Origin of the sequence: Alteromonas sp. I10 (assembly GCF_003201515.1) — a bacterium.
Taxonomy (GTDB): Bacteria; Pseudomonadota; Gammaproteobacteria; order Enterobacterales; family Alteromonadaceae; genus Alteromonas; species Alteromonas macleodii.
Map to the genome: position 1 here is coordinate 86,062 of NZ_QJJN01000010.1, position 22,376 is coordinate 108,437.

Consider the following 22,376-nt stretch of genomic DNA (forward strand, 5'->3'; position numbering starts at 1 on the left):
ACAGTGAAGTACATCAAACCACTTATTTTATTTAGTTTTCTATCAGGCCTTCTTGGTTTTGCAGCACTGGTAGGTATTTACTTTTATATCAAACCTGACCTACCAAGTGTTACTGTACTTAAGGATGTACGCCTGCAAACACCCATGCAGATATACACCAAAGACGGAAAACTTATTTCACAGTATGGAGTTAAACGGCGGATCCCCGTAAAACTTGAGGAAGTCCCGCAAGAATTAATTAACGCCATACTCGCTACCGAAGACAGTCGCTTCTACGAACACCACGGTATTGACCCCATTGGTATAATGCGTGCTGCAGTAAGTTTAGTCCTTACTGGCGAAAAGCGTCAGGGAGCAAGTACGTTAACCATGCAGCTAGCACGAGGGTTTTTCCTTAGTCGGGAGAAAACCTATATCAGAAAGATCAAAGAGATCTTTATAGCACTGCACATGGAGCAAGAGCTTTCTAAGCAGGAAATTCTTGAGCTGTACCTCAACAAAATCGAATTAGGCCATAGAGCGTTTGGTTTTGGGGCGGCCGCCCAAGTGTACTATGGCAAACCGCTTAACGAACTCTCTTTAGCTCAAATTGCTACTATTGCAGGTCTTCCCAAGGCGCCATCAGTGCTTAACCCTATCAGCGGGCCGCAACGTTCTGTCGAACGCAGACGCGTGGTCTTACTTCGTATGCTTGACGAAGAGTACATCACTAAAGCGCAGTTCGATGAAGCTGCCAATGCGCCAGTTTCAGCGAAGAAGCACGGTGCTGAAATTGAAGTGGATGCGCCTTATTTGGCCGACACCATTTATAACGAAATGGTAGAGATTTATGGAAAAGAAGAGGCAGAAACCGGCGGATACCAAGTTTTTGCGACTGCAACGTCAGATCTTCAATTAGCTGCTCAGCGTGCGGTGGTTCGAAATCTTCATGACTATGATGAGCGTCATGGCTATAAAGGCGCCCTTGGCTACTTATGGAATATTCCTAAGCCAGAAGGAAAGGATGACGCGATTCCACAACTTTCATTGAGCTATGACATAAGTGATAAGACAACACGAGAAGAGTGGGATAACGAATCAATCATGCGCGTGCTTGAAGAGATTCCTCACATTAAACCTCTTTTGCCATCGGTTGTTACGAAAGTAAATGAGCAGTCGATAGAAGTGTTGTCTGTAGATGGCAAAGCAATAACGGTAGAGTGGGATGGACTAGATTGGGCCCGACGCTACATTACAGACTTTAGGCAGGGTAGTGACCCCAAAAGCGCTTCAGATGTGACTCAAGAAGGGGCGGTCATTTATATCAGACAGCAAGAAGGGCAGTGGCGCATTTCGCAAATCCCTGAGGTGAGCGGAGCGTTTATCGCACTTAATCCGAAAAACGGTGCGGTTGAAGCGGTTGTTGGTGGCTACAGCTTTTATCAAAGCCAGTTTAACCGAGCGACACAGGCCAAGCGCCAAGTGGGCTCGAACATCAAGCCTTTCGTTTATTCTGCTGCATTAGACAGTGGCTATACCCTTGCATCCATCATCAATGACGCTCCCATTAACCAATGGAATGCGGCGACGGGTGTAGCTTGGCGACCGCAAAACTCGCCAGCTGAGTACGACGGCCCAATTAGAATGCGTAAAGCCCTTGGTAAATCGAAAAACGTGGTATCGGTTCGACTATTGCGTGGTGTTGGTCTTAGAGAAACGGCCGATTACTTAACACGCTTTGGTTTTAATAAAGACGATATCCCACTTGATGAAACCGTATCCCTTGGGTCGAGTTCACATACGCCGCTTGAAGTAGTAAGAGGTATGTCGGTGATTGCGAACGGTGGCTACTTAGTAAACCCTCATTTTATCAGCAAAGTGCTTGATGAAAACGGCGATGAGCTTTGGAAAGCAAACCCAGTTTGGGCGTGCAATCGTTGTGAAAATCAAAGCGATCCAGAAATACTACCTGAAGACGAAGAAGCCGATATTGAAGCCTTACTTGCCGCTGAACTAAATCAAGATATTTTACTTGGCGACGTCGATGATGACGAAGCTGCAGAAAAAGTGATTGCGCCTCAGGTTATTACTGCTCAAAACGCTTTCTTAGTGGCAGAAATGATGCGAACGGCTGTGAGAGCAAACGGAAATTGGAGCAAGAAAACCTATTGGTTAGGCACCGGCTGGCGTGCTCGTAATATTCTTCAGCGTACTGACATAGCTGGGAAAACGGGTACAACGAATGACTCGCGAGACACGTGGTTCAGTGGTTTCCACAAAGATTTGGTGGCCACCACATGGGTAGGCTTCGACAACATGGGGCGTCAGTTAGGGCGAGCTACGCGAAACCAAAACCTTATTAATAAGAATGCTGAGAAATTCAACTGGATAGGCAACGCCATGATCGGCATTGAAGATGGAGCTAAAGCTGCTGAGCCAGCGTGGATCAGATTTATGCAACATGCTCTAGAAAATAAACCACATACGCCAATGCCCGTACCAGAGAATATAGTGCGTGTTCGCATTGATCGTACCAGTGGAAAGTTGACCAGACGAACAGACCATACGACACTATTCGAATATTTCCTGCAGGGAACCGAGCCAACGACTTATGTTCGCGATGACGAAGTGTTGGATCCGGCCACGCAGGATACGACTACTGCGCCTGAGCCAGAAGAAATATTCTAATTACTAAGAGGCACGTTGCACGCGTGCCGCTTCAGGCTTAGGTGATGTATTTGCCTGAACACATTATCGGAAAACCAATGTCAGAAGATTCACAGCGATATCTTTATATTCCTCATGCCGGCCCTTCATTGCTGGAAACCCCCCTACTGAATAAAGGCAGTGCCTTCACTGCACGGGAACGTGCGGCGTTTAACCTGACGGGTCTAGTGCCACCAAGGTACGAAACCATCGAAGAGCAGGTTGAACGTGCTTACATGCAATACAGCAGTTTTGACGAAGCACTAAACAAGCATATTTATCTGCGCGCAATTCAAGACAATAACGAAACCTTGTTTTACCGCCTAATTCAAAAGCACATCGATGAGATGATGCCCATCATCTACACCCCTACTGTAGGTGATGCATGTGAGCAGTTTTCAGATATCTATCGCAGTTCGCGTGGCTTGTTTGTGTCGTATGAAGAACGTCACCAGCTTGATGACATTGTTCGCAATGCTACGAAGCGCAAAGTGAAAGTGATTGTTGTGACTGACGGTGAACGCATCTTAGGCTTGGGAGACCAAGGTATTGGCGGAATGGGCATTCCTATCGGTAAACTTTCGCTTTACACAGCGTGTGGTGGAATTAGTCCAGCATACACATTGCCCGTAATGTTAGATGTAGGTACTAACAACGAAAAGCTGCTAGCCGACCCAATGTATATGGGGGCGCGCCATCCGCGTATTGAACAGGAAGAATACGACGAATTTGTTGATATGTTCATTAACGCTGTGAAGCGACGCTGGCCTGATGTAATGATTCAGTTTGAAGATTTTGCGCAGCCAAATGCTATGCCGTTATTAAACCGCTATCGCAACGACGTGTGTTGTTTTAACGACGATATACAAGGCACTGCTGCCGTTACCCTTGGTACTATTTTGGCGGCATGTAAAACCAAGCAGCAAAAGCTACGCGACATGAAGGTGGTGTTCGTGGGCGCGGGTTCGGCAGGCTGTGGTATTGCTGAAATGCTCATTCAACAAATGGTATTTGAAGGCCTGACTGACGAGCAAGCACGTAAGCAAGTGTTCATGATTGACCGTTTTGGTTTGGTAACCGAAGGCATGGAAGGTCTACGCGACTTCCAACAAAAGCTTCAGCAGAAAAATGCTGACTTGGCTGATTGGACGTTCAGTGGAGATTATGCGTCACTACTTGATGTTATGCACTGCGCGCAGCCAGACGTACTTATTGGTGTTTCAGGTCAGCCAGGCTTGTTCACTGAACAAGTTATCCGTGCCATGAAGCAAGGCTGTGAGCTGCCAATTATCTTCCCGTTAAGTAACCCCTCACGACAAGTTGAAGCGCGTCCTGAGCAAGTGATTGAATGGACAGAAGGTGAAGTGATTATTGCTACAGGTAGTCCGTTCAAGCCTGTAGAGTACGATGGCAAAATATTCCCTATCGCTCAATGCAACAACTCTTACATCTTCCCAGGCATTGGCCTTGGTGTTGTTGCATCTAAAGCGAAGCTTATTAGTGACGAAATGCTGATGGCTGCAAGTAACGCACTTGCTTCAGCGTCGCCATTAGTCAACACGGGTCAGGGTTCACTATTGCCACCCCTTGCTGCCATTGCAGAAATTAGCAGAGAGATTGCTTTTGAGGTGGGTAGAGTAGCGATGGAGCAGGGACTTGCTCTTGAAATGTCTGACGACGCATTGCGCGCCAGCATTGAGCGTAACTTCTGGAAAGCAGAGTACCGCCCTTACAAGCGGGTAAGCATCTAGTATCCGTTAACGTTATAAAAAAGCAGGCTTAGCCTGCTTTTTTTGTACTTGTGAGCAACGCTTTCACCATGACTTACAACCCAAAAGCTGAAGTAAGCCACCGTCTCACTGCTCGAACTTCATCCATTTCACGGCCGAACTCTAATCAAATGTAATATGGTGTTGCCTATGCGCAACATTTCCTATGTGTTGCTCATATGTATTCTCGTTAATAAGCTCCTAACCTGCTGTTATTAAATGATTAATTCTTGTTGGCACAATGATTGATACACCTCTTTATAGTTACAACAAGGAGCAAGGGGTGTTATTGATGACCACGTTAAAAAACAAGGTAAGTCCTTTCTACGCGCGAATTATTAGGCGCTCATTCTCTACGTCATTAGTTATGGCCGCTCTTGCAACACTCTCAGCTTGCGACGCACCTAATGTTGATGTTGCAGCACAAGATGAAAAGGCTGCTAAAACGGCTGCTAGTACAGTTTCAGAAAGCCCAGTAGATGAGCAAAGTGAAATGTTTGCTTATCTGGATGAATCCGACTTAATTGATGCCTACTACGAGGTTAAGTAATTCGCGACTAATCCTTTTTACACGCTATCGATTCTGCCTCGGTTATCGCTGGCATAAAGCTTTATAGCAACTATCGATAGTTCCAGTTTGCGGGCAACGGACTGCTCGCCTTTTATTCATAAAGCCGCGCTCTGGATAAAGCTAAAGCGCGGCTTTTTTATGTCAATAAACGTATATCGCCGTTTATTAGTCGACACCGTTGAGCTATAAGTCTTTAAAAGCTGTTCTTAGTAGCTATGTATTGTACTAACCTTAACGATAAAGTCATTTAAAGGAATTGCTATGTCGACAGAAAGTAACTACACACCACCAGAAGTTTGGACTCAGGCTGAGGATGATGGCAACAAGTGGGCCAGCATTAATCGTCCTGTGTCAGGCGCTACCCATGAGAAGGCTCGTCCTAATGGTGAACATGGTTTGCAGCTATACTCGTTAGCTACGCCTAATGGTCAGAAAGTTACCATCATGCTTGAAGAGTTGTTGGCAGCTGGCGTGAGCGAAGCAGAATACGACGCTTGGCTGATTAACATTGGTGAGGGCGATCAGTTTTCTTCTGGGTTTGTTGACGTTAATCCGAATAGTAAAATTCCTGCTATGGTCGACACGACAACGTCACCAGAAACCAAGCTATTCGAGTCTGGGTCAATCTTAGTTTACTTGGCGGAAAAATTCGGTAAGTTCATTCCGCAAGACGCCCATGCAAAGGCAGAATGTTTCAACTGGCTGTTCTGGCAGGTGGGGTCAGCGCCTTACTTAGGCGGTGGTTTCGGGCACTTCTACAGCTATGCGCCATATCCAATGGAATATCCTATCAACCGCTTTACCATGGAAACTAAGCGTCAGTTAGATGTGCTAGACAAGCACTTAGCAAACAATGAGTTCATGGCAGGTAGCGAGTACAGTATCGCTGACATGGCTATATGGCCGTGGTACGGCAATTTAGTGCTCGGAAATCTGTACGATGCAGCCACTTTCCTTCAGGTGCACGAGTACACCAATTTAGTCCGCTGGGCTAAGCAACTAGAGCAGCGAGAAGGCGTTAAACGTGGCCGTATTGTCAATAAGACCTGGGGTGACGATGGTCAGTTAGAAAACCGCCACAGCGCAAAAGATATCGACGACGCACTCACCAAAGCCTAAATAATGGGGTCAGAGTACATTACTTTGGTTAATCGCCTTTTTAGCATCAGAATGGCTAACGAAAGGCATCAACATAAAACGGGGTCAGAACTTACTCTGGCCCGATAGCTTAAAAAAGTACTCTGACCCCAATTTTCAGATGAGCTCTGCAACACTCTTCAAATAGGCTTTTTGAAGTGGTGTGAAATCCCACTCATTCAAAGCTTCATTAAATTCAAAATTGCCCACACGACCTCTCCAGCGTTCGGTGGGTACTGCCGGCCAGTTTTTCATGTACACCAGCTTTCCATGAAGGCAGTGCAACACTTCAATTTGTGGTGATTTGGTATCGGCGTAAGTTACTTTCTCAGAGACAATAGCGCCTTCTTCACAATCTTGGTCGAAAAACACAAAGCCGCGATAGCTGCCGTTTTCTGTAATGGTAATGAGCGATGCATATTCTTTGCTCTTAGATACTTTTCTCAGCGCAGGCAAATAGCCATCGACTCGTTTTATTTGAAGCCCCTGAGATTTGTTGTGCCATTGCCATCCTGAGCTGCCCATAAAAGAAAGCTCGTTATTTTTATCGTTGAAATGGCTTAATGTTTCAAAGGTTTTCCAAGACGCAAAAGTAATCAAGCACAGCATTAAAAAACCAGTAATGAAGATGAGTGGCTTTGTCATGTCTCAAGCCCTTAGCATTAGACAAACTTTTGTCTCTTTAGTTACGGACAGAGGCCAAAGCTAGACTTACATTGCATAAAAGTAATACGCAGAGAGACAAATGTGCTGTGGCCTTAAAGCGTCCTTGTGCTGGCTTAATAACAGGCGAGACGCCGCTTAACGCTTACCTGACATTAAATACAGCGACATAAAAAGCCTCGCGTATTTGCTGTCTCGATAACACCACATCAATGCATTCTAAGCATGAAACCAATTTTGGACAATGATTCAGTAATTACGATTATAACTATCTATTTTGTTTGTTTTAATTGTTTTATTAAATCAGCGACTATCTGTTTAAACGAAAAGCGTGATTAACACCATTTCTTTAATCACACACTGACACCCAATTTTAGTAAGACTAAAAATCGGTGAGAAATAAACAGAAGGAATTCGCAATGAGTAAGTGTCCATTTTCAGGTGCAGCTATAAAACCTACTACGCTAACGTCTAGCAATGGTGCGCCCGTTGCCAATGATAATCAGAGTCGAACAGCGGGGCCACGCGGGCCGGTTACGTTCGACAACCATTATTTGTTTGAGAAGCTTGCGCACTTCAACCGCGAGCGAATTCCAGAGCGTGTAGTTCACGCAAGGGGCAGTGCTGCATATGGCACCTTTACGCTAACTAAGAGCTTATCTGACTACACTATTGCAGACTTTCTGCAAAAAGAGGGGCAAAAAACCGACGTGTTTTTGCGCTTTTCTACCGTAGGTGGTGGTCAGGATTCAAGTGACTATGCCCGTGATCCTCGTGGTTTCTCAGTGAAGTTTTATACCGAACAGGGAAACTGGGACATGGTAGGAAATAATACTCCGGTATTCTTCTTACGAGATGGCATCAAGTTTCCTGACTTCATTCACAGTCAAAAGAAAAACCCGCGTACGAATTTGCCGGACCCGCAGGCCGTGTATGAGTTTTGGGCGAACAACCCTCAGTCATTACACCAATCGACAATCTTGATGTCTGATCGCGGTATTCCACTTTCATATCGTCATGTGAATGGCTATAGCTCTCATACGTTGAGTTTCTGGAATAACGCAGGCGAACGCTATTGGGTGAAATGGCACTTTAAAACTAACCAAGGTATTAAAACGCTAACTAGCGAAGAAGCGGCAAAGATGCCTGCTTATGGCGCTCAGCAAGACTTGGTCGAAAGCATTGATAACGGCGAATTTCCATCGTGGACCGTGAATGTGCAGATTATGAATGAAGAGGAAGCGCGTAATTACCACATTAATCCGTTTGACCTAACGAAGGTGTGGCCACACAGCGACTTTCCATTAATTGAAGTAGGTCAGTTGGAGTTAAACCGTAATGTTGATAACTACTTTGCAGAAACTGAGCAAGCAGCGTTCGCGCCGAGCAATTTGGTACCGGGTATTGGTGCGTCACCAGACAGAATGCTTCAAGCGCGACTAATTGGATATCAAGATGCGCACAGATACCGTATTGGTGCAAACTACAACCAAATACCGGTAAACGCGCCGCGTTGTCCAGTGCACAATTATCAACGAGATGGAGCCTTTGCGGGAATTAACCCAGCACTTGCAGGAAGTGGAGCCAACTTCTATCCAAATAATCGCGCGCGAGTTGGTGAGCCGGCTGAAGCACCAGAGGTTCAAGAGCCGCCTATGCCGCTAGAGCAAGACGCATGGTTAGATATTTACGATAACCGTGACGAAGATAACTACTCACAGGCCGGTGACCTTTACCGCATAATGAGTGAAGATCAAAAACAACAGCTGGTTAACAACATTGCTGACGGCTTAAGCCAGGCAACGAAGGACGTTCAAGAAGCCATGTTTGTGCAATACGATCTAGCTGATAGCGACTATGGCGAACGGGTAAGAAAGGCTGTAGCCAGCAAATAGAGTAAATGGGGTCAGAGTACTTTATAAAAATGTACTCTGACCCCTTTTTTACTGGGTAGCGACTAGGGCGTAAACGTGCAAGCGAATGGCCTGAAGTGCGCGCTCTTTCCAATTGTTCCAAGTAATACGGTTGCTAATTTCGTGCTGATTCAACGTAATATAACCATGATTTAGTGCCCATACTTGCATAGCTACATCTTGCTTTTCTTCAACAGACAGATCTTTTTTAATTAACGCAGCGGTAAGCTTAGTTAGCGTGATAAAGGCTTTTTCACCTGCCTCGATAGCTTCATCTGATGGCGTATAGTCTTTCAAATTAGAAGCAAAAATTAGTCGATAATGGGCCGCATGAGTTTCTGAAAACGTTAAAATACGCTCGCATCCATTAATCACTTTTTCTGCCGCAGTATTGCCATCGGCTGCCAACATTTCACGCTCAACTAATTCGAAACCTTCAATGTAGAGCGCATCTAAAATACCCTGCTTACCTTTAAAATGGCTATAGATGCCAATCGTTGACATACCCGCACCGTCAGCAATGGCGCGCACGCTAAGTGCATTCGTTCCGCCTTTCAAAAACAGTGCTGAGGCAGCGTCTAAGATCTTTTGTCGCGTATCTTTTTTCATTTACACATCATTTACATGTTGCGCAATATAACACCGTTATGTAAAGTGGTTTTATAACGCCGTTATATCTCTTGGTTTAACACTTAACCTGCCTGCCCGCAGGTTGTTCATAAGGACACTATATATGAAAACTGAGCAATTAACCTGCGATTATTTAATTGTTGGTGCTGGCGCGGTAGGGATGGCTTTTGCTGATGTACTACTTCACGAAACTAACGCTAACATTTTGATTATAGATAAAAATGCGAAGCCCGGAGGGCATTGGAACTATGCTTATCCCTTTGTCACCCTTCACCAGCCTTCTGCTTTTTACGGCGTGTGTTCAAAAGAGTTAAATCGTGGCGTTATTAATAAAACAGGATTGAATGAAGGCCTAATGGGATTAGCTTCAGGCCAAGAAGTGAGTGCGTATTTCGATGCGGTAATGAACGAAACCTTTTTGCCTTCAAACCGAGTGCAGTATTACCCGCTTTGCGAATACAAGGGCAATAACCAGTTTGTTTCTATGTTAAATAGCAAGCACTATAACGTTACGGTTAACAAGAAAATTGTTGATGCCACTTATCTAAACACTAATATTCCGCTTACTCATACACCTAGCTTTACCCGCGAAGACGACGTTGCATTTACGCCGGTTAATACCGTGGTTCAAATGATTGAAGGCTTTGACAACTATGTGGTTGTTGGTGGGGGTAAAACGGGTATTGATACCTGCCTATGGCTACTTGAAAATCACGTCGCCCCGCATAATATCCACTGGGTAGTATCGCGAGATGCATGGTTACTGAACCGGAAAAATACCCAGCCTTTAGATGAATTCTTCTTTGACTCTATTGGGGCACAAGCAAACCAAATGGAAGCTATCGCTGCGTCAAGTTCCATCGAGGATATGTTCGACAAACTAGAAGAGCGGGGCGTTTTACTGCGTATTGATAAGAAAGTAAGACCCAGTATGTTTCACGGCGCAACGGTGAGCGAATTAGAGCTTAAAGCCTTACAAACTCTACCATCTGTCGTTAGACAAGGTCGGGTTAAACATATCAGCCGCGATAAGCTCAGATTTGAAGATACAACGTGGAGTATGCCAGATAACGCGTTGGTTATTGACTGCTCAGCTTCTGCACTTACTAATTTAGAGATGAAAGCGGTGTTTGATGGCGACACCATCACCCCTCAAACAGTGCGTGCCTATCAACCTGTTTTTAGTGCGGCGCTTATTGCTCACGTTGAGGCGGCCTACAGCGATGAACAACAAAAGCAGATGCTGACACAAGTGGTCCCGCTGCCTAATCGCGACATCGATTGGTTACCAATGACTGCAGCAATGTTACGAAACATGCAAATTTGGGGTGAAGACCCAGCGCTTAAAGCGTGGATCTACCATTGTCGACTAGATGGCTTTTCAAAAATAGTACACGGCGTGGCAAAAGACGATATGCAAAAAATGCAGGTGTTAGGGCGATTGAAGCAAGCAGCGGCACCGGCCATGCAAAAGCTGATGACTTACATACACAGCTTAAAAGCGAGCGGACAGCTTTAAAAGGTTATAAATATCGATGAAACAGTTTCAAATAGACAAAACGAACCCAAATCGCTTTCGGATAATACAAACAGTTGATAGCCCTGATAACGCGCAGACAGAGGGTGCTGGAAAGGCAAAAAACGTAGTAATCAAAATTGAAAGGTTCGCGTTTACTGCCAATAACTTGACCTATTATATGGTGGGTGACAAGCTTGGTTATTGGCAGTTTTTTCCACCCATTAATACAAGTAGTAACGAAAACTGGGGGGTTATTCCGGTATGGGGCGTGGGTCAAGTAATTAGCTCTGACAACGATGCGGTAGAAGTAGGAAGTCGTTTCCTTGGTTATTTCCCGCCCGCTGAATATTTGGTTATGGCTAACACTACGGTGACAAACAACAATTTAATAGACTGTAGCCCTCATCGTTTGAAGTTGCCCCAAGGGTATAATGTCTACCGACCACTTCCTTCACTAACGGCCCACGCTAACGCTGAAATAAGCACTAAGCAGCACGAGCAAGAAAACTTTCAGATGTTGCTGTGGCCGCTTTACGCAACATCCTTTTGTTTATCAGAAGTGGTCGATGCTATACCTGGGGCACAAAGAGAGCAGTTATTAGTATTAAGTGCTTCAAGCAAAACCAGTTTAGGGCTTGCTTTTGCGTTTAAAGAAGCCGGTATTAACGCAATAGGTGTAACCTCTGAAAAGCGTGTTGCATCACTAGAAGCATTGGGTGTATATAGCGCCGTTATTGGTTATGAACAGCTGGACATGTTGCAACTGAAAAGCACTGTTGTGGTCGACATGTCAGGTAATGCTCAGGTCAAAGCATCCATCAAACATAAACTTGGTGAACACCTAACAAGATACATCAGCGTAGGGCTTACTCACTGGCAGGACATTAAGCCGTCAAGCGATGAGGAGTTCTTCTTTGCTCCTGCTCATATACAGCAGCGTATGTCTGAGATTGGGGTTGCTGAGTACCAGAAGTTAAGTAGCGGGTTTGTATCAAAAGCCATTGTGTGGAGCGCCGGTTGGTTAAACGTTAAAGAGCGTGAAGGGTTGAGCGCGCTACAAGATGACTTTAGCGAACATCAGCAAGGCCTCATTCCTTCAAATGAAGGAAGAATATACACACTTGCTTAGCGCGTAACCAGAGCGCCCATATTGAGTTCGAGCGCTTTGATAAAAAGCGCTCGCTCGAGGGTAATATCACACATACTGATTAAAATAATTGGTGACCTTAGGCCATAAATGCTGACATTTACGGGAGAAAAACTTCATGTGACCTATTTCTTTTACGTTGTAGGCCTGTGGATCTAGCTCCTCAACTTCTGCTTCCATATTGGGGAAAACGCTAATCATATCGTGAACGTTATGAATATTAGCAATATCGTCGTCGTTGGCGAGCAGCCATTTAGAGGGTATCTGAATGGTGTCGTAGTGATGCTCGTTAACATCACTGCCAAAGCCTGTTTTTACGTAGCCTTTACCGTTACACCATTTTTGCCACTGACGGGCCACTTTTTTAGGTAGTGGCTCTCCCATGCCGACCCACTGAGATTTAGTATGGCCGAACAGTAAATTACTCACGGGAATGTAGAAATTCATGAAGAAATGGGCTTTTAGCAAATAGCTTTTACGCATGTTTCTCAGACTGCCCGAAGAGCTACCAAAATTACAAAAGGCAGTAAGGTCGTGCACATTATGCATCAAACCCAGCAGCTGACCACCTGCACTATGACCAACAAGAAAGTAGGGGACGTTAGGGAAATGAATTTTCAATGTCTCTAGCACCGCTGGCATATCTTGCTCGCCCCATGTTACCAACGACGCATCGCTTTGTTTAACGCTGCTTTTTACCGAACCGCCAATACCTCTGTTATCGAAGGTGATAACACCAAAGCCTTGTTCACATAAATAGGCGGCAAAAGCGCTGTAGAATTGCCGTTTTATACCCGTTGCAGGGCCAATCATAACTGCAGCTTTAGCGGGGGAATGTGGAGTGAAAAGTGAAGCTGCTAGATGAGTACCATCTTCACAGGTTACTTGAATGTCCTTTGTCATCGTCTTGCTCACAAGGCATACTTTAGTTTTCGTTACGCTTCTGGTCATACCAGTAAAGCGCCGATTGTTAAGATTTGCAATAGTACGACTATTTCAATTTCTGATAATTACACATGTTGAACGCAAGTCGCGATTTTCATGTTTTTATGCGCGTGCTTTTGCCGTCTTAATCCAATGCTCAATAGGAGCCGGTTTTCCAAATAAATACCCTTGGAAAATATTGAAACCCATGTCTTTAAGTACACGCAGCTGCGCCTGTGTTTCTACCCCTTCGGCAATGGTCTGCATGTCTAGACTCTTAGCGAGGTCTAGAGTCATCTTAACAATCTTGCGGTGTCGTTCAGACGTTTCTACTCTTTCTACAAACTCTCTATCTACCTTTATAACGCTAGCAGACATATCAATAAGCTGGGAAAGTGATGCGTGACCAGTGCCGAAGTCGTCAATAATAATGGTTGCTCCCACATTGGCTAACGACGTTAAGCGTCGCTTAGTCTCGTAATGGCTGGCTAATACAGACGTCTCTGTTAGCTCTAATTTAAGGCGTTCTCCGAGCTCAGGGCTCTCTGAGAAGCGACGTAATAGCTTTTCATAAAAGAGGTCGCTAAGTAGTTCTGGCCCCGATAAGTTAATCGCTAGGGGGACCTTGGGTAGGTTGCTAGGCCACTTGTCTAAAAGTGCCAAGGTGCCATCGATAATTTTTTGTGTGAACAGTACTTCCCATTTGTTTTCTTCCACCAAAGGCAGAAACTGAAATGGTTGAAGAACGGTACCAGACTTTGGCTCTTTCAATCTTGCCAGCACTTCGTAGCCCACCGTAACGCCATGGAGCGACACCTGAGGCTGCAAATACAAAGCAAGACACCCATTATCAAGAAGGGCCTTTACCTTATCTTTTTGTTGCGTATTTTCTCGAATAGTTTTCACCGTATTGATACTAAAGGAGATGTACGGCGCGAATTCATCGCTTTGGCTTAGCGCTATTGCGCAGCACTCGGCGGCCGCATCTAAACTAATTTCACGACTGGCATGATAATGCCCCGCTCGCCATTTCAGCATATGTTCTACAGTGCCTCGCGCTGAGTTGATAACCATGCTGGTGGGCAATCGACGCTCAAGATAATGTTCTATACTTTGTGTTGAAAGATGTTTGCCGTTTACGGTAAATAAGAATTTAGCGCCAGGGAATTGATATACCGAGACATCATTTGTAAATTCGCTTTGTAAAAGTGTCGCTACGCTTAAAAGCAGCTGATCACCTTGACTGTAACCGTATTGCAGGTTTACTTCTCTGAGGTTAGCCAGTTTCAGCAGGACAATATGTCGATTTAAAATACTCTCGCTCGACTCCGCTATTTTCCAAAAGTGATGGTTTTTCAGTCCCGTTAGTTCATTAAAATAGTGCTTCTCATACTGCTGCTTCTTGAATGCATCAAACTCCATCAAGCTTTTTTTATTGGCGGATATGTCATGGCAGTGGATAAGTTGTTTTTTGTGATGCTCAAGGCTAGCAGGTTGAAGCTTAAATTCTCGTTCGGGTGCATTAAAAATGGAAGCGTGTTGGTTTACGCCCTTTGTAATGGGGTGAGATAAAGAGAAGAGATCTTGAATATATTCACTCTCTGGCCGGTACTTTTTGACTAGCGCTCTTGCAGCCTTGTTAGCCTGAATTATGCGTCCTTGTTCGTCACAAAAGAAAGACGGTGTACCACCATTGTTAAAAATTTCCTGATAACGGCTAACAAGTTTATTAAGCTTTTTGCTTTGTAATAAATTGTGCTCAGACTGTTTTTCTAATGACGACATGACCCGCAGTACAGCCATTGGAATGCAGAAATTGAAAAACAGGAAAATTAACGAAGCTAAATACGTATGGGTATCCGGCAATGTAATATCAATGCCGAACAAAGGAGATACTTGCGTATTGTTCAGCAGTAAATAATACGGAATGAGATTGAATAGCATGGTCGCAATGGATGCTTTCACCCCATACAAAACTCGAACAATAATAGGCAGCGTAAACAGCAAAAGTAAGCCATAACGCGCCGATTCTAAGTCTATTGTGAAGAAGAGTATGCACAGGGAAGCTCCAACTACCGCTAAAACTAAGCACGCAGAAGCGATCTTTATATGCTTCAAGCCTATCGAAAGTGTGGCGAAGAGAAAAGCAGTGAAGCCCAGCGTTAAGTACATAACATAATAAAGTTCCTGTACATACGCAGTATATGAAGAGTGCGCCACGATGGCCGAGGTAAGGACAACGCCAATGAGCAGAATAGTGCGCAGCACACTGAGGCGCCACACGTCAGCATCGGTGGTTCTTAGGTTATCTTCATCAAGTAAAAGATAGTGTTTTAAAATTCTTATTGTTCGAGAAATCACTAGTAAACCGCTGACGTTTAAATAAGTTCAATACTAGAGTGTTGCAAATAATTCACCGGAGTGAATGGTTTAATATAACCCTTTGCTAATGTGAGTGGTAGCAATAAACATAGTCATAACGCTAATATATTCAATATGATATAAAAAGGAGAGGGAAGTTTCCTTACTAATTAACAATAAGGAAACGTCTAAATTGATTGGGCTTAGTGCGTAGGGCCTTATACCGATAAAGTGAATACTTTAGAATTACGCTGGAAGTTATACAGCTCTTTCTTCACGGCAGGTAGCGCACTTATGTCAGCAGGTTCAAACCCTTGCTCTAAAAACCAGTGTGCGGTAACTGTGGTCAGTACAAAAATGCTGTTAATACCGGCTTCTTTAGCACGGGCGCGCACTTCATCTAAAATCCGTTCGCCACGGTTTTTGCCTCGATAGTCTTGATGGGTTGCCACGCAGGCTAACTCGGCACAGCCGTCTTCAGGGTATAAATACAAAGCTGCGCAGGCGATGATCATGCCGTCGCGCACTATCACTATAAACTGGTTAATTTCGTTCTCTAAACGCTCACGAGAGCGCTTCACTAACACGCCGCTTTCTTCTAGCGGTTTTATCAGCTTTAAGATACCGCCCACATCTTCGATGGTCGCTGCACGCAGCTGTTCGTAATGATGTTCCATTACTAGCGAGCCTGTACCGTCACGAGTAAACAGTTCTTGTAGCAATGCGCCATCCTTTTCAAAGCTGATGCAGTGAGCGCGAGGCACGCCGGCAGCAACGCTGGTGGTAAGGGCACTTAACACCGTATCTTCGGTGGTAATGTCGCCTGCCATGATCAACTGCTCTAGTTGAGGGCGTTCAATGGTGCGAAGTAAACGACCTTCGCGGTTGTATACACCATCAAAATTCGAAAATACGATAAGTTTGTCAGCTTTAAGGGCTATAGCCGCCTGCGTAGCTACATCTTCGTGTGACAAGTTAAACACTTCTCCCGTTGATGAATAGCCCATAGGCGATAGCAACACAATCGAGCCATCGTTTAAATGATCGTTAATGCCGGTGGTATCAATACGACGCACTAAACCGGTGTTTTCAAAATCAACGCCGCCTCGCACGCCCATTGGCTTGGCAACGACCAAGTTGCCAGAGCACACGCGTATTTGCGAGCCGTGCATGGGTGAGTTTGGTAGCCCCATAGTCAGTAGGGCTTCTACCTGAGAGCGTACCGAGCCGGCGGCATCTTTAACGCACTCAAGGGTTTGTTTGTCGGTAATGCGTACACCGCTTTCAAAGCGACCTTCGATGTTGCGAAGGGCTACGCGCTGATCAATCTGCGGGCGGGCACCGTGCACTACGACCACGCGCACGCCCAAGCTGTTAAGCAGCGCAATGTCGTGAATAATATTAGGGAAATTAGGATGTTCGATGGCTTCGCCACCGAACATCAATACGAAGGTCTTTCCCTGGTGAGCATTAATATAGGGCAGTGAACTGCGAAACAGTTTTATGCCGTCATGATGCGCTAATACCATCTAAGCAGTTCCTTGTCGCTACCCTTGCTTATCCAGGTCTTCCAGCTCTTGATACAGTGCTTTCGTCACGGTTTCTTTGCTGGTGCCGCCCAAGATATTGCGTTGATTCACGCCGTACTCTAGCTGTAGTACCGGGTATACATCGTCTTCAATTTTATCGCAAATAGCCTGCATGTCGCTTAGTGGTAAATCTTCAATGGCACAGCCTTTGTCGATGGCCTGAAGCACAACGCGTCCTGCAATATCGTGACCTGTTCTAAACGGTACACCTTTACCTACCAGATAATCGGCAAGTTCAGTTGCGTTAGAGAACCCTTGGGTCGCCGCAACACGACAGCGCTCTTCGTTTAACTGCAGTGAATCAAGCACTTCGCTGGCAATGCATAAACAAATATGCCACTGATTTACAGTATCGATAGCGCCTTCTTTGTCTTCTTGCATGTCTTTGTTGTACGCAAGAGGAAGGCCTTTCATGGTAACCAATAGTGCCTGCAAAGAACCAAACACACGGCCACATTTGCCGCGCATTAACTCTAGTGCATCTGGGTTTTTCTTCTGCGGCATAAGCGATGAACCGGAGGTTACGCTATCGCCAAGCTGTAAGAATCCTGCTTCGCCAGAGTTATAGAAAATCATGTCTTCGGCAAGACGTGACAAGTGCATCATGCTGGTGCTGGCTACAAATAAAAGCTCTAGCACAAAGTCTCTGTCCGACACAGCGTCTAGGCTGTTAAGGCATGGAGAGTCAAAGCCCAGTTCTTCAGCAATGGCATGACGGTCTACAGGGAAAGTAGTACCTGCCAATGCGCCAGAGCCTAAAGGGCACTGATTCATGCGTACTTTCAAGTCGTCTAAACGGCTTAAGTCACGCTTTAGCATTTCAACGTAAGCTAAGCACCAGTGTGCAAAGTGAATAGGCTGTGCACGCTGTAAGTGGGTGTAACCTGGGATGATCGCTTCTTGATGACGGCTGGCGGCATTAAGAAGCGACTTTATTACACCTAAAACATCAGCGCGAAGTGAGGCAATATGTTCACGTACCCACAGACGAAAGTCGGTGGCAACCTGATCGTTTCGGCTACGCCCGGTATGAAGCTTACGGCCAATGTCACCAAGCTTCTCTATAAGCGCAGCTTCAACAAAGCTGTGAATGTCTTCTTCGCTAGATGCGTTAAAGTCTAGTTCACCTGCATCAGCTTTCGCTTTTAACTCGCTCAGTGCGGACTCAAGCTGGGCTTGTTCGTCAACGGTCAATACACCCGCTTTTTGCAGCGCACGCGACCAACTGATAGAGCCTTGAATATCTTGGCTTGCCATAACTTGGTCAAACGGCAGCGAGTCGTTAACCTGTTTAAACATACTACTTGCACCGGATTCAAACCGGCCACCCCACAACGCCATGTGATGCTCCTTAAATGCTGTTCTGACTTAAGCTTTACTTTTGTAGGTAAAGCTTACTGTTCACCTTGTTTTTTCAGTGCTTCGATACGACTTGAAAGGCTGAACAGGCGGATAAAGCCTTCAGCGTGCTTCTGGTCGTAAACATCGTCAGCACCAAAGGTGGCAAAGTCTTCAGAGTAAAGGCTGTTTGGCGATTTGCGCTGGGTAACCGTGGCTTGGCCTTTATAAAGCTTAACCACGATATCGCCTGTTACTTTCTTAGCAAAAGACGCAGCGCCAGCAAGCAGTGCATCGTTAAGGGCAGTGAACCAACGGCCGTCGTACATCACGTGTGAGAACTCAAGACCAATTTGCTCACGGTATTTCAGCGCAGCTTTATCTAGCACCATAGTTTCTAGGGCTTTATACGCTTTAAGCAGTACGGTGCCTCCTGGTGTTTCATAACAGCCGCGTGACTTCATACCTACAAGGCGGTTCTCAACAATGTCGATACGTCCAACACCATGCGCCGCAGCTACAGTATTAAGTTTAACTAGCGCTTGATAAGGCGATAGTGCCTCACCATCAACATGAGTCAGTTTGCCTTCGTCAAAAGACAGAGTTACGCGCTCAGGTGTGTCTGGTGCATCTTCAGGATCAACGGTCATGGTCCACACTTGCTTGGTAGGCTCTTGCCATGGATCTTCAAGCTCGCCGCCTTCGTGTGAAATGTGCCATGCGTTTGCATCGCGGCTGTAAATTTTTGTTGCTGACGCCGTGGTTGGAATATTGCGCTCAGCTAGATAAGCCAATAGATCTTCACGGCTTACCATGTCCCATTCGCGCCATGGCGCGATTACCGTAAGGTCTGGGGCTAGGGCAGCAAAGGTACTTTCAAAGCGCACCTGGTCGTTACCTTTACCCGTACAGCCGTGGCATAGTGCGTCGGCACCTACTTTGCGCGCAATCTCAACTTGCGCTTTGGCGATGACCGGGCGTGCCATTGACGTACCCAGTAGGTATTCACCTTCGTAAACTGCACCTGTAGTAATAGTTGGGAAGATATATTCGCTTACGAACTCTTCTTTCAAATCAACAATGTGGCATTCGCTTGCGCCAGATGCGATAGCTTTTTCATGAAGCCCTTCTAGTTCTTCATCACCTTGACCCACATCTGCTGCAAATGCGACAACTTCACAGCCATAGTTTTCTTTAAGCCATGGAATGATGGCTGATGTATCAAGCCCGCCTGAATAGGCCAGCACGATTTTTTTAACGTTTTGCATCTAAATAATCCTTCTAAGCGTCTTTTAGGCGTCTTTTTAAGCGTTAAGTAATTGAGTAAGAATGGCGTTTTGGCCATGCATTCTATTTTCGGCTTGCTGCATTAATAGCGATTTATCGCTATCAATCAACGAGCCCGTAATTTCTAAATCGCGATGGGCAGGTTGGCAGTGCATAACGTAGCTAGCACCGGTTGCTTCCATCAACGCTTCGTTCACCTGATAAGGCATGAACTTTTCTTTGATCACTTCAAGTGGCGTCTCGTCACCCATTGAAAGCCATGTATCTGCATAGATAACGTCTGCACCGTTAGCAGCACTAAGCTCTGTGCTTTCAACAATCGATACACCCGTTTTCTCGGCAATAGCTTTGGCTTGCGCCACAATTTCAGGTGCCGCTTCGTGCCCCTCTGGCGTGACTACAACTTGGTTGCAACCTAGAAGCGCCCCAACAATTAACAGAGAATGGGTTACATTGTTGCCGTCGCCCACATAGGCCATGGTAAGACCTTCGGTTTTGCCGAAGCGTTCAAACATTGTGAGGTAGTCGGCAAGGCCTTGGCATGGGTGGTACTTATCGCACAGCGCATTGATAACCGGCACGTTTGCCGCCTTAGAAAAGGTTTCTAGCGTATCGTGAGAAAATACGCGAGCAACAATGGCGTCAGCCCAGCACGCAAGGTTAGCGGCGGTGTCTACTGCGTCTTCACGGCCGGCTAATTTGCCAGACTGCACATCTAAATACACCATGTGGCCGCCAAGCTTGTTAATACCAATATCGAAGCTTACGCGGGTTCGCAAAGATGGCTTTTCAAACAGGGCAACAATTGACTTCCCCGCTAGCACGTTGCTGTAACTTGCTGGGGCTTGTTTAATTTCTACAGCCAATTGCAGCAAGTTTTTCATTGCGTCGGGTGTCCAGTCTGCAAAGGTTAGTAGGTCCTGTTTCATTGTACTTCTCCGGCATTGCCTTTCGTAAAGTCGGTGTGGGGTAAATCAGCGTTTTTTGACGGTGTATTTGTCAGTGCTGAGGGCAGTATTTGCGTGCCCGTTTTCTTATTTAAAATGTCGTTGATGTCGGCGGCCCAACTCGCGATGTAAACCGCGCGGCCTAAATTCTCTGCAGACGCGAGTGCCGCATCCACTTTTACCTTCATCCCGTCGGTGATAACGCCTTCATCTGCGTACTTCGATATGCTTGCAGCGTTAAGTTCGCTAATTAGCAATTTGTTACCGTCAAGTACACCGTCAACATTGGAAAGAAGTAAAAGCTCTGCGTTAAGCAATTCGGCGATGACCGTAGCCGCTTGGTCGGCATTGACATTTAGCAGGCGACCTTGTGGGCTTGAGCCAATAGAACTGATTACCGGTAGTGTTGACTGGGCTAATACGCTTTTTAGAAATGATGCGTCTGCTGTTGACGGTACGCCCACGGCGCCGTATTGGTCAGCTAGTGGCTCACACACCACCATATTGCCGTCTAACAACGACAAACCAACAGGGGTTAAGCCTGAAGCCAAAGCCGCTGCGCATAGTTGCTTGTTGGCAGAACCTGCGAGAGCTCCGCAGATATAAGGCATATGTTCATCGGGCGTAACCCGAAGGCCATCAATTTTTGTGCTTTGAAGGCCAAGGCTCGCCATTAAAGTTTCCACTAACGGGCCGCCCCCATGTACTACCACAACCGGGCGTGTCGCTTGAACGTCTTTTACGCTTAGAAATAAGCGAGTCATTGCCGCCGCATCATCAAGTAATGCACCGCCAACTTTAATTACAATTGGTGAAACACTCATAGTACTAACCCTGTCTCTACTGGTTGTTTCGTCATTATGTTAAGGCACTGTATTGCCTGAGAGGCAGCACCTTTCATTACGTTGTCGATTGCAGCGGTAATCACTGCGTATCCAGATGCTTCATCTAACTTCCAGTGCAGATCAACAAATGGGGTATGAGCAACGTCATCAATTTTTGGAAAACTCTTGCGCAAACGCACAATGGGTTTATCAGCATAGGCGTCAGTGTACGCTTGTTCAAGTTGTGCGCTGGTGGTACCAGCTTTAACCTTAACGGTTACGGTCGCCAAAATTCCTCTTTTAAAATTACCTAAGTGCGGCGTAAAGATAACGGGGGTACCTAAGTAAGCTTCAATTTCAGGGGTATGACGGTGACCTAGCACGCCATATGCCTGCAGGCTAACTTCAAAAAAGCTTGTGGTTAGGCTGGCTTTCCTACCTGCACCCGATACGCCGGAAACAGCGTTAATTACTGGGCGTACGCTTTCATCTAGTAAATTATTGTGAGCAAGAGGTTTAAGTGCACTAAGGCTCGCAGTGGGATAGCAACCCGGCACAGCGATAACGTCGGCAGAGGCAATTTGCGCTTCGTGCCACTCGGCAAGGCCGTAAACAGCTTGAGCCAAGCTTTGCTCTTGCGTATGTGGAAAGCCGTAGAACTGTTCGAAGACATTCGTGTCTTTTAGCCTGAATGCACCCGACAAATCGAGCACTTTGGCTTTGTCTGAAGATAAGACAGGCATCCAGTCGTGGCTCGCCTCGTGCGGTGTGGCAAGAAAGATAAAATCGACACCGTCAGCCATTTCTTCTAATGCCGCATCCGAAATTGGCGTAAGTGTAGAGTTTACGTGAGCCAAGTTACCGTGAAGCTCTGCAATGTTCTTACCCGCGTCTCTACTATTCTCAGACACGTAAGTGCCCGCCAATACTAGTTTTGGGTGTTGAATAACCAACTGAACGAGTTGTGCCCCTGTGTAACCACTGGCACCAATAATTGAAACGCTGTACATAATTAAAAATTCAATAAAAGGAGAAAAAAATCACTTTTTACCTTTGTAAACTGGTTGGGCGT

17 protein-coding genes are annotated in these 22,376 nt (G+C 45.8%); 7 read left to right on the forward strand and 10 right to left on the reverse strand.

What is annotated here, in order from left to right; all coding sequences use genetic code 11:
- Positions 1–3: 3 nt before the first annotated feature.
- The 4 genes from BZA03_RS17240 to yghU all read left to right on the forward strand — a co-directional run bounded on the left by BZA03_RS17240 (position 4) and on the right by yghU (position 6,144).
- Positions 4–2,667 carry a penicillin-binding protein 1A gene (locus BZA03_RS17240; RefSeq protein WP_069943617.1) on the forward strand — a complete coding sequence of 888 codons (2,664 nt, stop codon included), beginning with the start codon at positions 4–6 and terminating at the stop codon, positions 2,665–2,667.
- A gap of 77 nt (positions 2,668–2,744) precedes the next feature.
- Positions 2,745–4,436, forward strand: a complete 1,692-nt coding sequence (locus BZA03_RS17245; RefSeq protein WP_110289478.1) for an NAD-dependent malic enzyme — start codon at positions 2,745–2,747, stop codon at positions 4,434–4,436.
- A gap of 310 nt (positions 4,437–4,746) precedes the next feature.
- A complete protein-coding gene (locus BZA03_RS17250; RefSeq protein ID WP_014975481.1) occupies positions 4,747–5,004 on the forward strand; it encodes a hypothetical protein in 258 nt (85 codons plus the stop codon).
- A gap of 282 nt (positions 5,005–5,286) precedes the next feature.
- Positions 5,287–6,144, forward strand: a complete 858-nt coding sequence (gene yghU, locus BZA03_RS17255; RefSeq protein WP_014975482.1) for a glutathione-dependent disulfide-bond oxidoreductase — start codon at positions 5,287–5,289, stop codon at positions 6,142–6,144.
- A 135-nt stretch (positions 6,145–6,279) separates the two neighbouring features.
- Here yghU and BZA03_RS17260 read toward each other — a convergent pair whose 3' ends face one another.
- Positions 6,280–6,807 (reverse strand): hypothetical protein, encoded by a 528-nt coding sequence (locus BZA03_RS17260; protein WP_039225086.1) that lies wholly within the window; start codon positions 6,805–6,807, stop codon positions 6,280–6,282.
- A gap of 437 nt (positions 6,808–7,244) precedes the next feature.
- Here BZA03_RS17260 and BZA03_RS17265 point away from each other — a divergent pair, with 437 nt between their 5' ends.
- On the forward strand, positions 7,245–8,720 hold the full coding sequence (locus tag BZA03_RS17265) for a catalase (RefSeq protein ID WP_014975484.1): 1,476 nt from the start codon (positions 7,245–7,247) through the stop codon (positions 8,718–8,720).
- A gap of 48 nt (positions 8,721–8,768) precedes the next feature.
- Here BZA03_RS17265 and BZA03_RS17270 read toward each other — a convergent pair whose 3' ends face one another.
- Complete coding sequence (locus BZA03_RS17270; protein WP_039219244.1) at positions 8,769–9,347, reverse strand: TetR/AcrR family transcriptional regulator; 579 nt, start codon at positions 9,345–9,347, stop codon at positions 8,769–8,771.
- Between the two features lie 124 nt (positions 9,348–9,471).
- On the opposite strand from BZA03_RS17270, the gene BZA03_RS17275 reads away from it, so the two are divergent.
- The gene (locus BZA03_RS17275) at positions 9,472–10,887 is read left to right on the forward strand and encodes an FAD/NAD(P)-binding protein (protein ID WP_110289419.1); all 1,416 of its coding nucleotides are present in this window, start codon (positions 9,472–9,474) and stop codon (positions 10,885–10,887) included.
- Between the two features lie 16 nt (positions 10,888–10,903).
- Positions 10,904–12,016: a DUF2855 family protein gene (locus BZA03_RS17280; protein WP_110289420.1), complete on the forward strand. Its 1,113-nt coding sequence runs from the start codon at positions 10,904–10,906 to the stop codon at positions 12,014–12,016.
- A 66-nt stretch (positions 12,017–12,082) separates the two neighbouring features.
- On the opposite strand, the gene BZA03_RS17285 is transcribed toward BZA03_RS17280, so the two are convergent.
- The 8 genes from BZA03_RS17285 to argC form a co-directional block, all read right to left on the reverse strand.
- Positions 12,083–12,937, reverse strand: coding sequence for an alpha/beta fold hydrolase (locus tag BZA03_RS17285; RefSeq protein ID WP_014975488.1), 855 nt, complete (start codon positions 12,935–12,937; stop codon positions 12,083–12,085).
- 144 nt (positions 12,938–13,081) lie between these two features.
- Complete coding sequence (locus tag BZA03_RS17290; protein ID WP_110289421.1) at positions 13,082–15,319, reverse strand: EAL domain-containing protein; 2,238 nt, start codon at positions 15,317–15,319, stop codon at positions 13,082–13,084.
- Positions 15,320–15,537: 218 nt separating this feature from the next.
- Complete coding sequence (gene argA, locus BZA03_RS17295; protein ID WP_075177760.1) at positions 15,538–16,848, reverse strand: amino-acid N-acetyltransferase; 1,311 nt, start codon at positions 16,846–16,848, stop codon at positions 15,538–15,540.
- Between the two features lie 18 nt (positions 16,849–16,866).
- On the reverse strand, positions 16,867–18,249 hold the full coding sequence (gene argH, locus BZA03_RS17300) for an argininosuccinate lyase (RefSeq protein WP_014948049.1): 1,383 nt from the start codon (positions 18,247–18,249) through the stop codon (positions 16,867–16,869).
- A gap of 53 nt (positions 18,250–18,302) precedes the next feature.
- Positions 18,303–19,514, reverse strand: a complete 1,212-nt coding sequence (locus BZA03_RS17305; protein ID WP_110289422.1) for an argininosuccinate synthase — start codon at positions 19,512–19,514, stop codon at positions 18,303–18,305.
- Between the two features lie 36 nt (positions 19,515–19,550).
- Positions 19,551–20,462 carry an ornithine carbamoyltransferase gene (locus tag BZA03_RS17310; protein ID WP_014948051.1) on the reverse strand — a complete coding sequence of 304 codons (912 nt, stop codon included), beginning with the start codon at positions 20,460–20,462 and terminating at the stop codon, positions 19,551–19,553.
- Entirely contained in the window at positions 20,459–21,304 is an 846-nt protein-coding gene (gene argB / locus BZA03_RS17315) for an acetylglutamate kinase (protein ID WP_110289423.1), read from the reverse strand. Before argB ends, BZA03_RS17310 begins: the two co-directional genes overlap by 4 nt.
- The gene (argC, locus tag BZA03_RS17320; protein ID WP_110289424.1) at positions 21,301–22,314 is read right to left on the reverse strand and encodes an N-acetyl-gamma-glutamyl-phosphate reductase; all 1,014 of its coding nucleotides are present in this window, start codon (positions 22,312–22,314) and stop codon (positions 21,301–21,303) included. The genes argB and argC overlap by 4 nt, the downstream gene beginning before the upstream one ends.
- Positions 22,315–22,376 lie beyond the last annotated feature (62 nt).

Excerpts from the sequence above, each read along its gene's own strand:
- BZA03_RS17245 (WP_110289478.1), top strand. The coding sequence starts at position 2,745 with ATGTCAGAAGATTCACAGCGATATCTTTATATTCCTCATGCCGGCCCT.
- BZA03_RS17250 (WP_014975481.1), top strand. The coding sequence starts at position 4,747 with ATGACCACGTTAAAAAACAAGGTAAGTCCTTTCTACGCGCGAATTATT.
- yghU (WP_014975482.1), top strand. The coding sequence starts at position 5,287 with ATGTCGACAGAAAGTAACTACACACCACCAGAAGTTTGGACTCAGGCT.
- BZA03_RS17260 (WP_039225086.1), bottom strand. The coding sequence starts at position 6,807 with ATGACAAAGCCACTCATCTTCATTACTGGTTTTTTAATGCTGTGCTTG.
- BZA03_RS17265 (WP_014975484.1), top strand. The coding sequence starts at position 7,245 with ATGAGTAAGTGTCCATTTTCAGGTGCAGCTATAAAACCTACTACGCTA.
- BZA03_RS17270 (WP_039219244.1), bottom strand. The coding sequence starts at position 9,347 with ATGAAAAAAGATACGCGACAAAAGATCTTAGACGCTGCCTCAGCACTG.
- BZA03_RS17275 (WP_110289419.1), top strand. The coding sequence starts at position 9,472 with ATGAAAACTGAGCAATTAACCTGCGATTATTTAATTGTTGGTGCTGGC.
- BZA03_RS17280 (WP_110289420.1), top strand. The coding sequence starts at position 10,904 with ATGAAACAGTTTCAAATAGACAAAACGAACCCAAATCGCTTTCGGATA.
- BZA03_RS17285 (WP_014975488.1), bottom strand. The coding sequence starts at position 12,937 with ATGACAAAGGACATTCAAGTAACCTGTGAAGATGGTACTCATCTAGCA.
- argA (WP_075177760.1), bottom strand. The coding sequence starts at position 16,848 with ATGGTATTAGCGCATCATGACGGCATAAAACTGTTTCGCAGTTCACTG.
- argH (WP_014948049.1), bottom strand. The coding sequence starts at position 18,249 with ATGGCGTTGTGGGGTGGCCGGTTTGAATCCGGTGCAAGTAGTATGTTT.
- BZA03_RS17305 (WP_110289422.1), bottom strand. The coding sequence starts at position 19,514 with ATGCAAAACGTTAAAAAAATCGTGCTGGCCTATTCAGGCGGGCTTGAT.
- BZA03_RS17310 (WP_014948051.1), bottom strand. The coding sequence starts at position 20,462 with ATGAAACAGGACCTACTAACCTTTGCAGACTGGACACCCGACGCAATG.
- argB (WP_110289423.1), bottom strand. The coding sequence starts at position 21,304 with ATGAGTGTTTCACCAATTGTAATTAAAGTTGGCGGTGCATTACTTGAT.
- argC (WP_110289424.1), bottom strand. The coding sequence starts at position 22,314 with ATGTACAGCGTTTCAATTATTGGTGCCAGTGGTTACACAGGGGCACAA.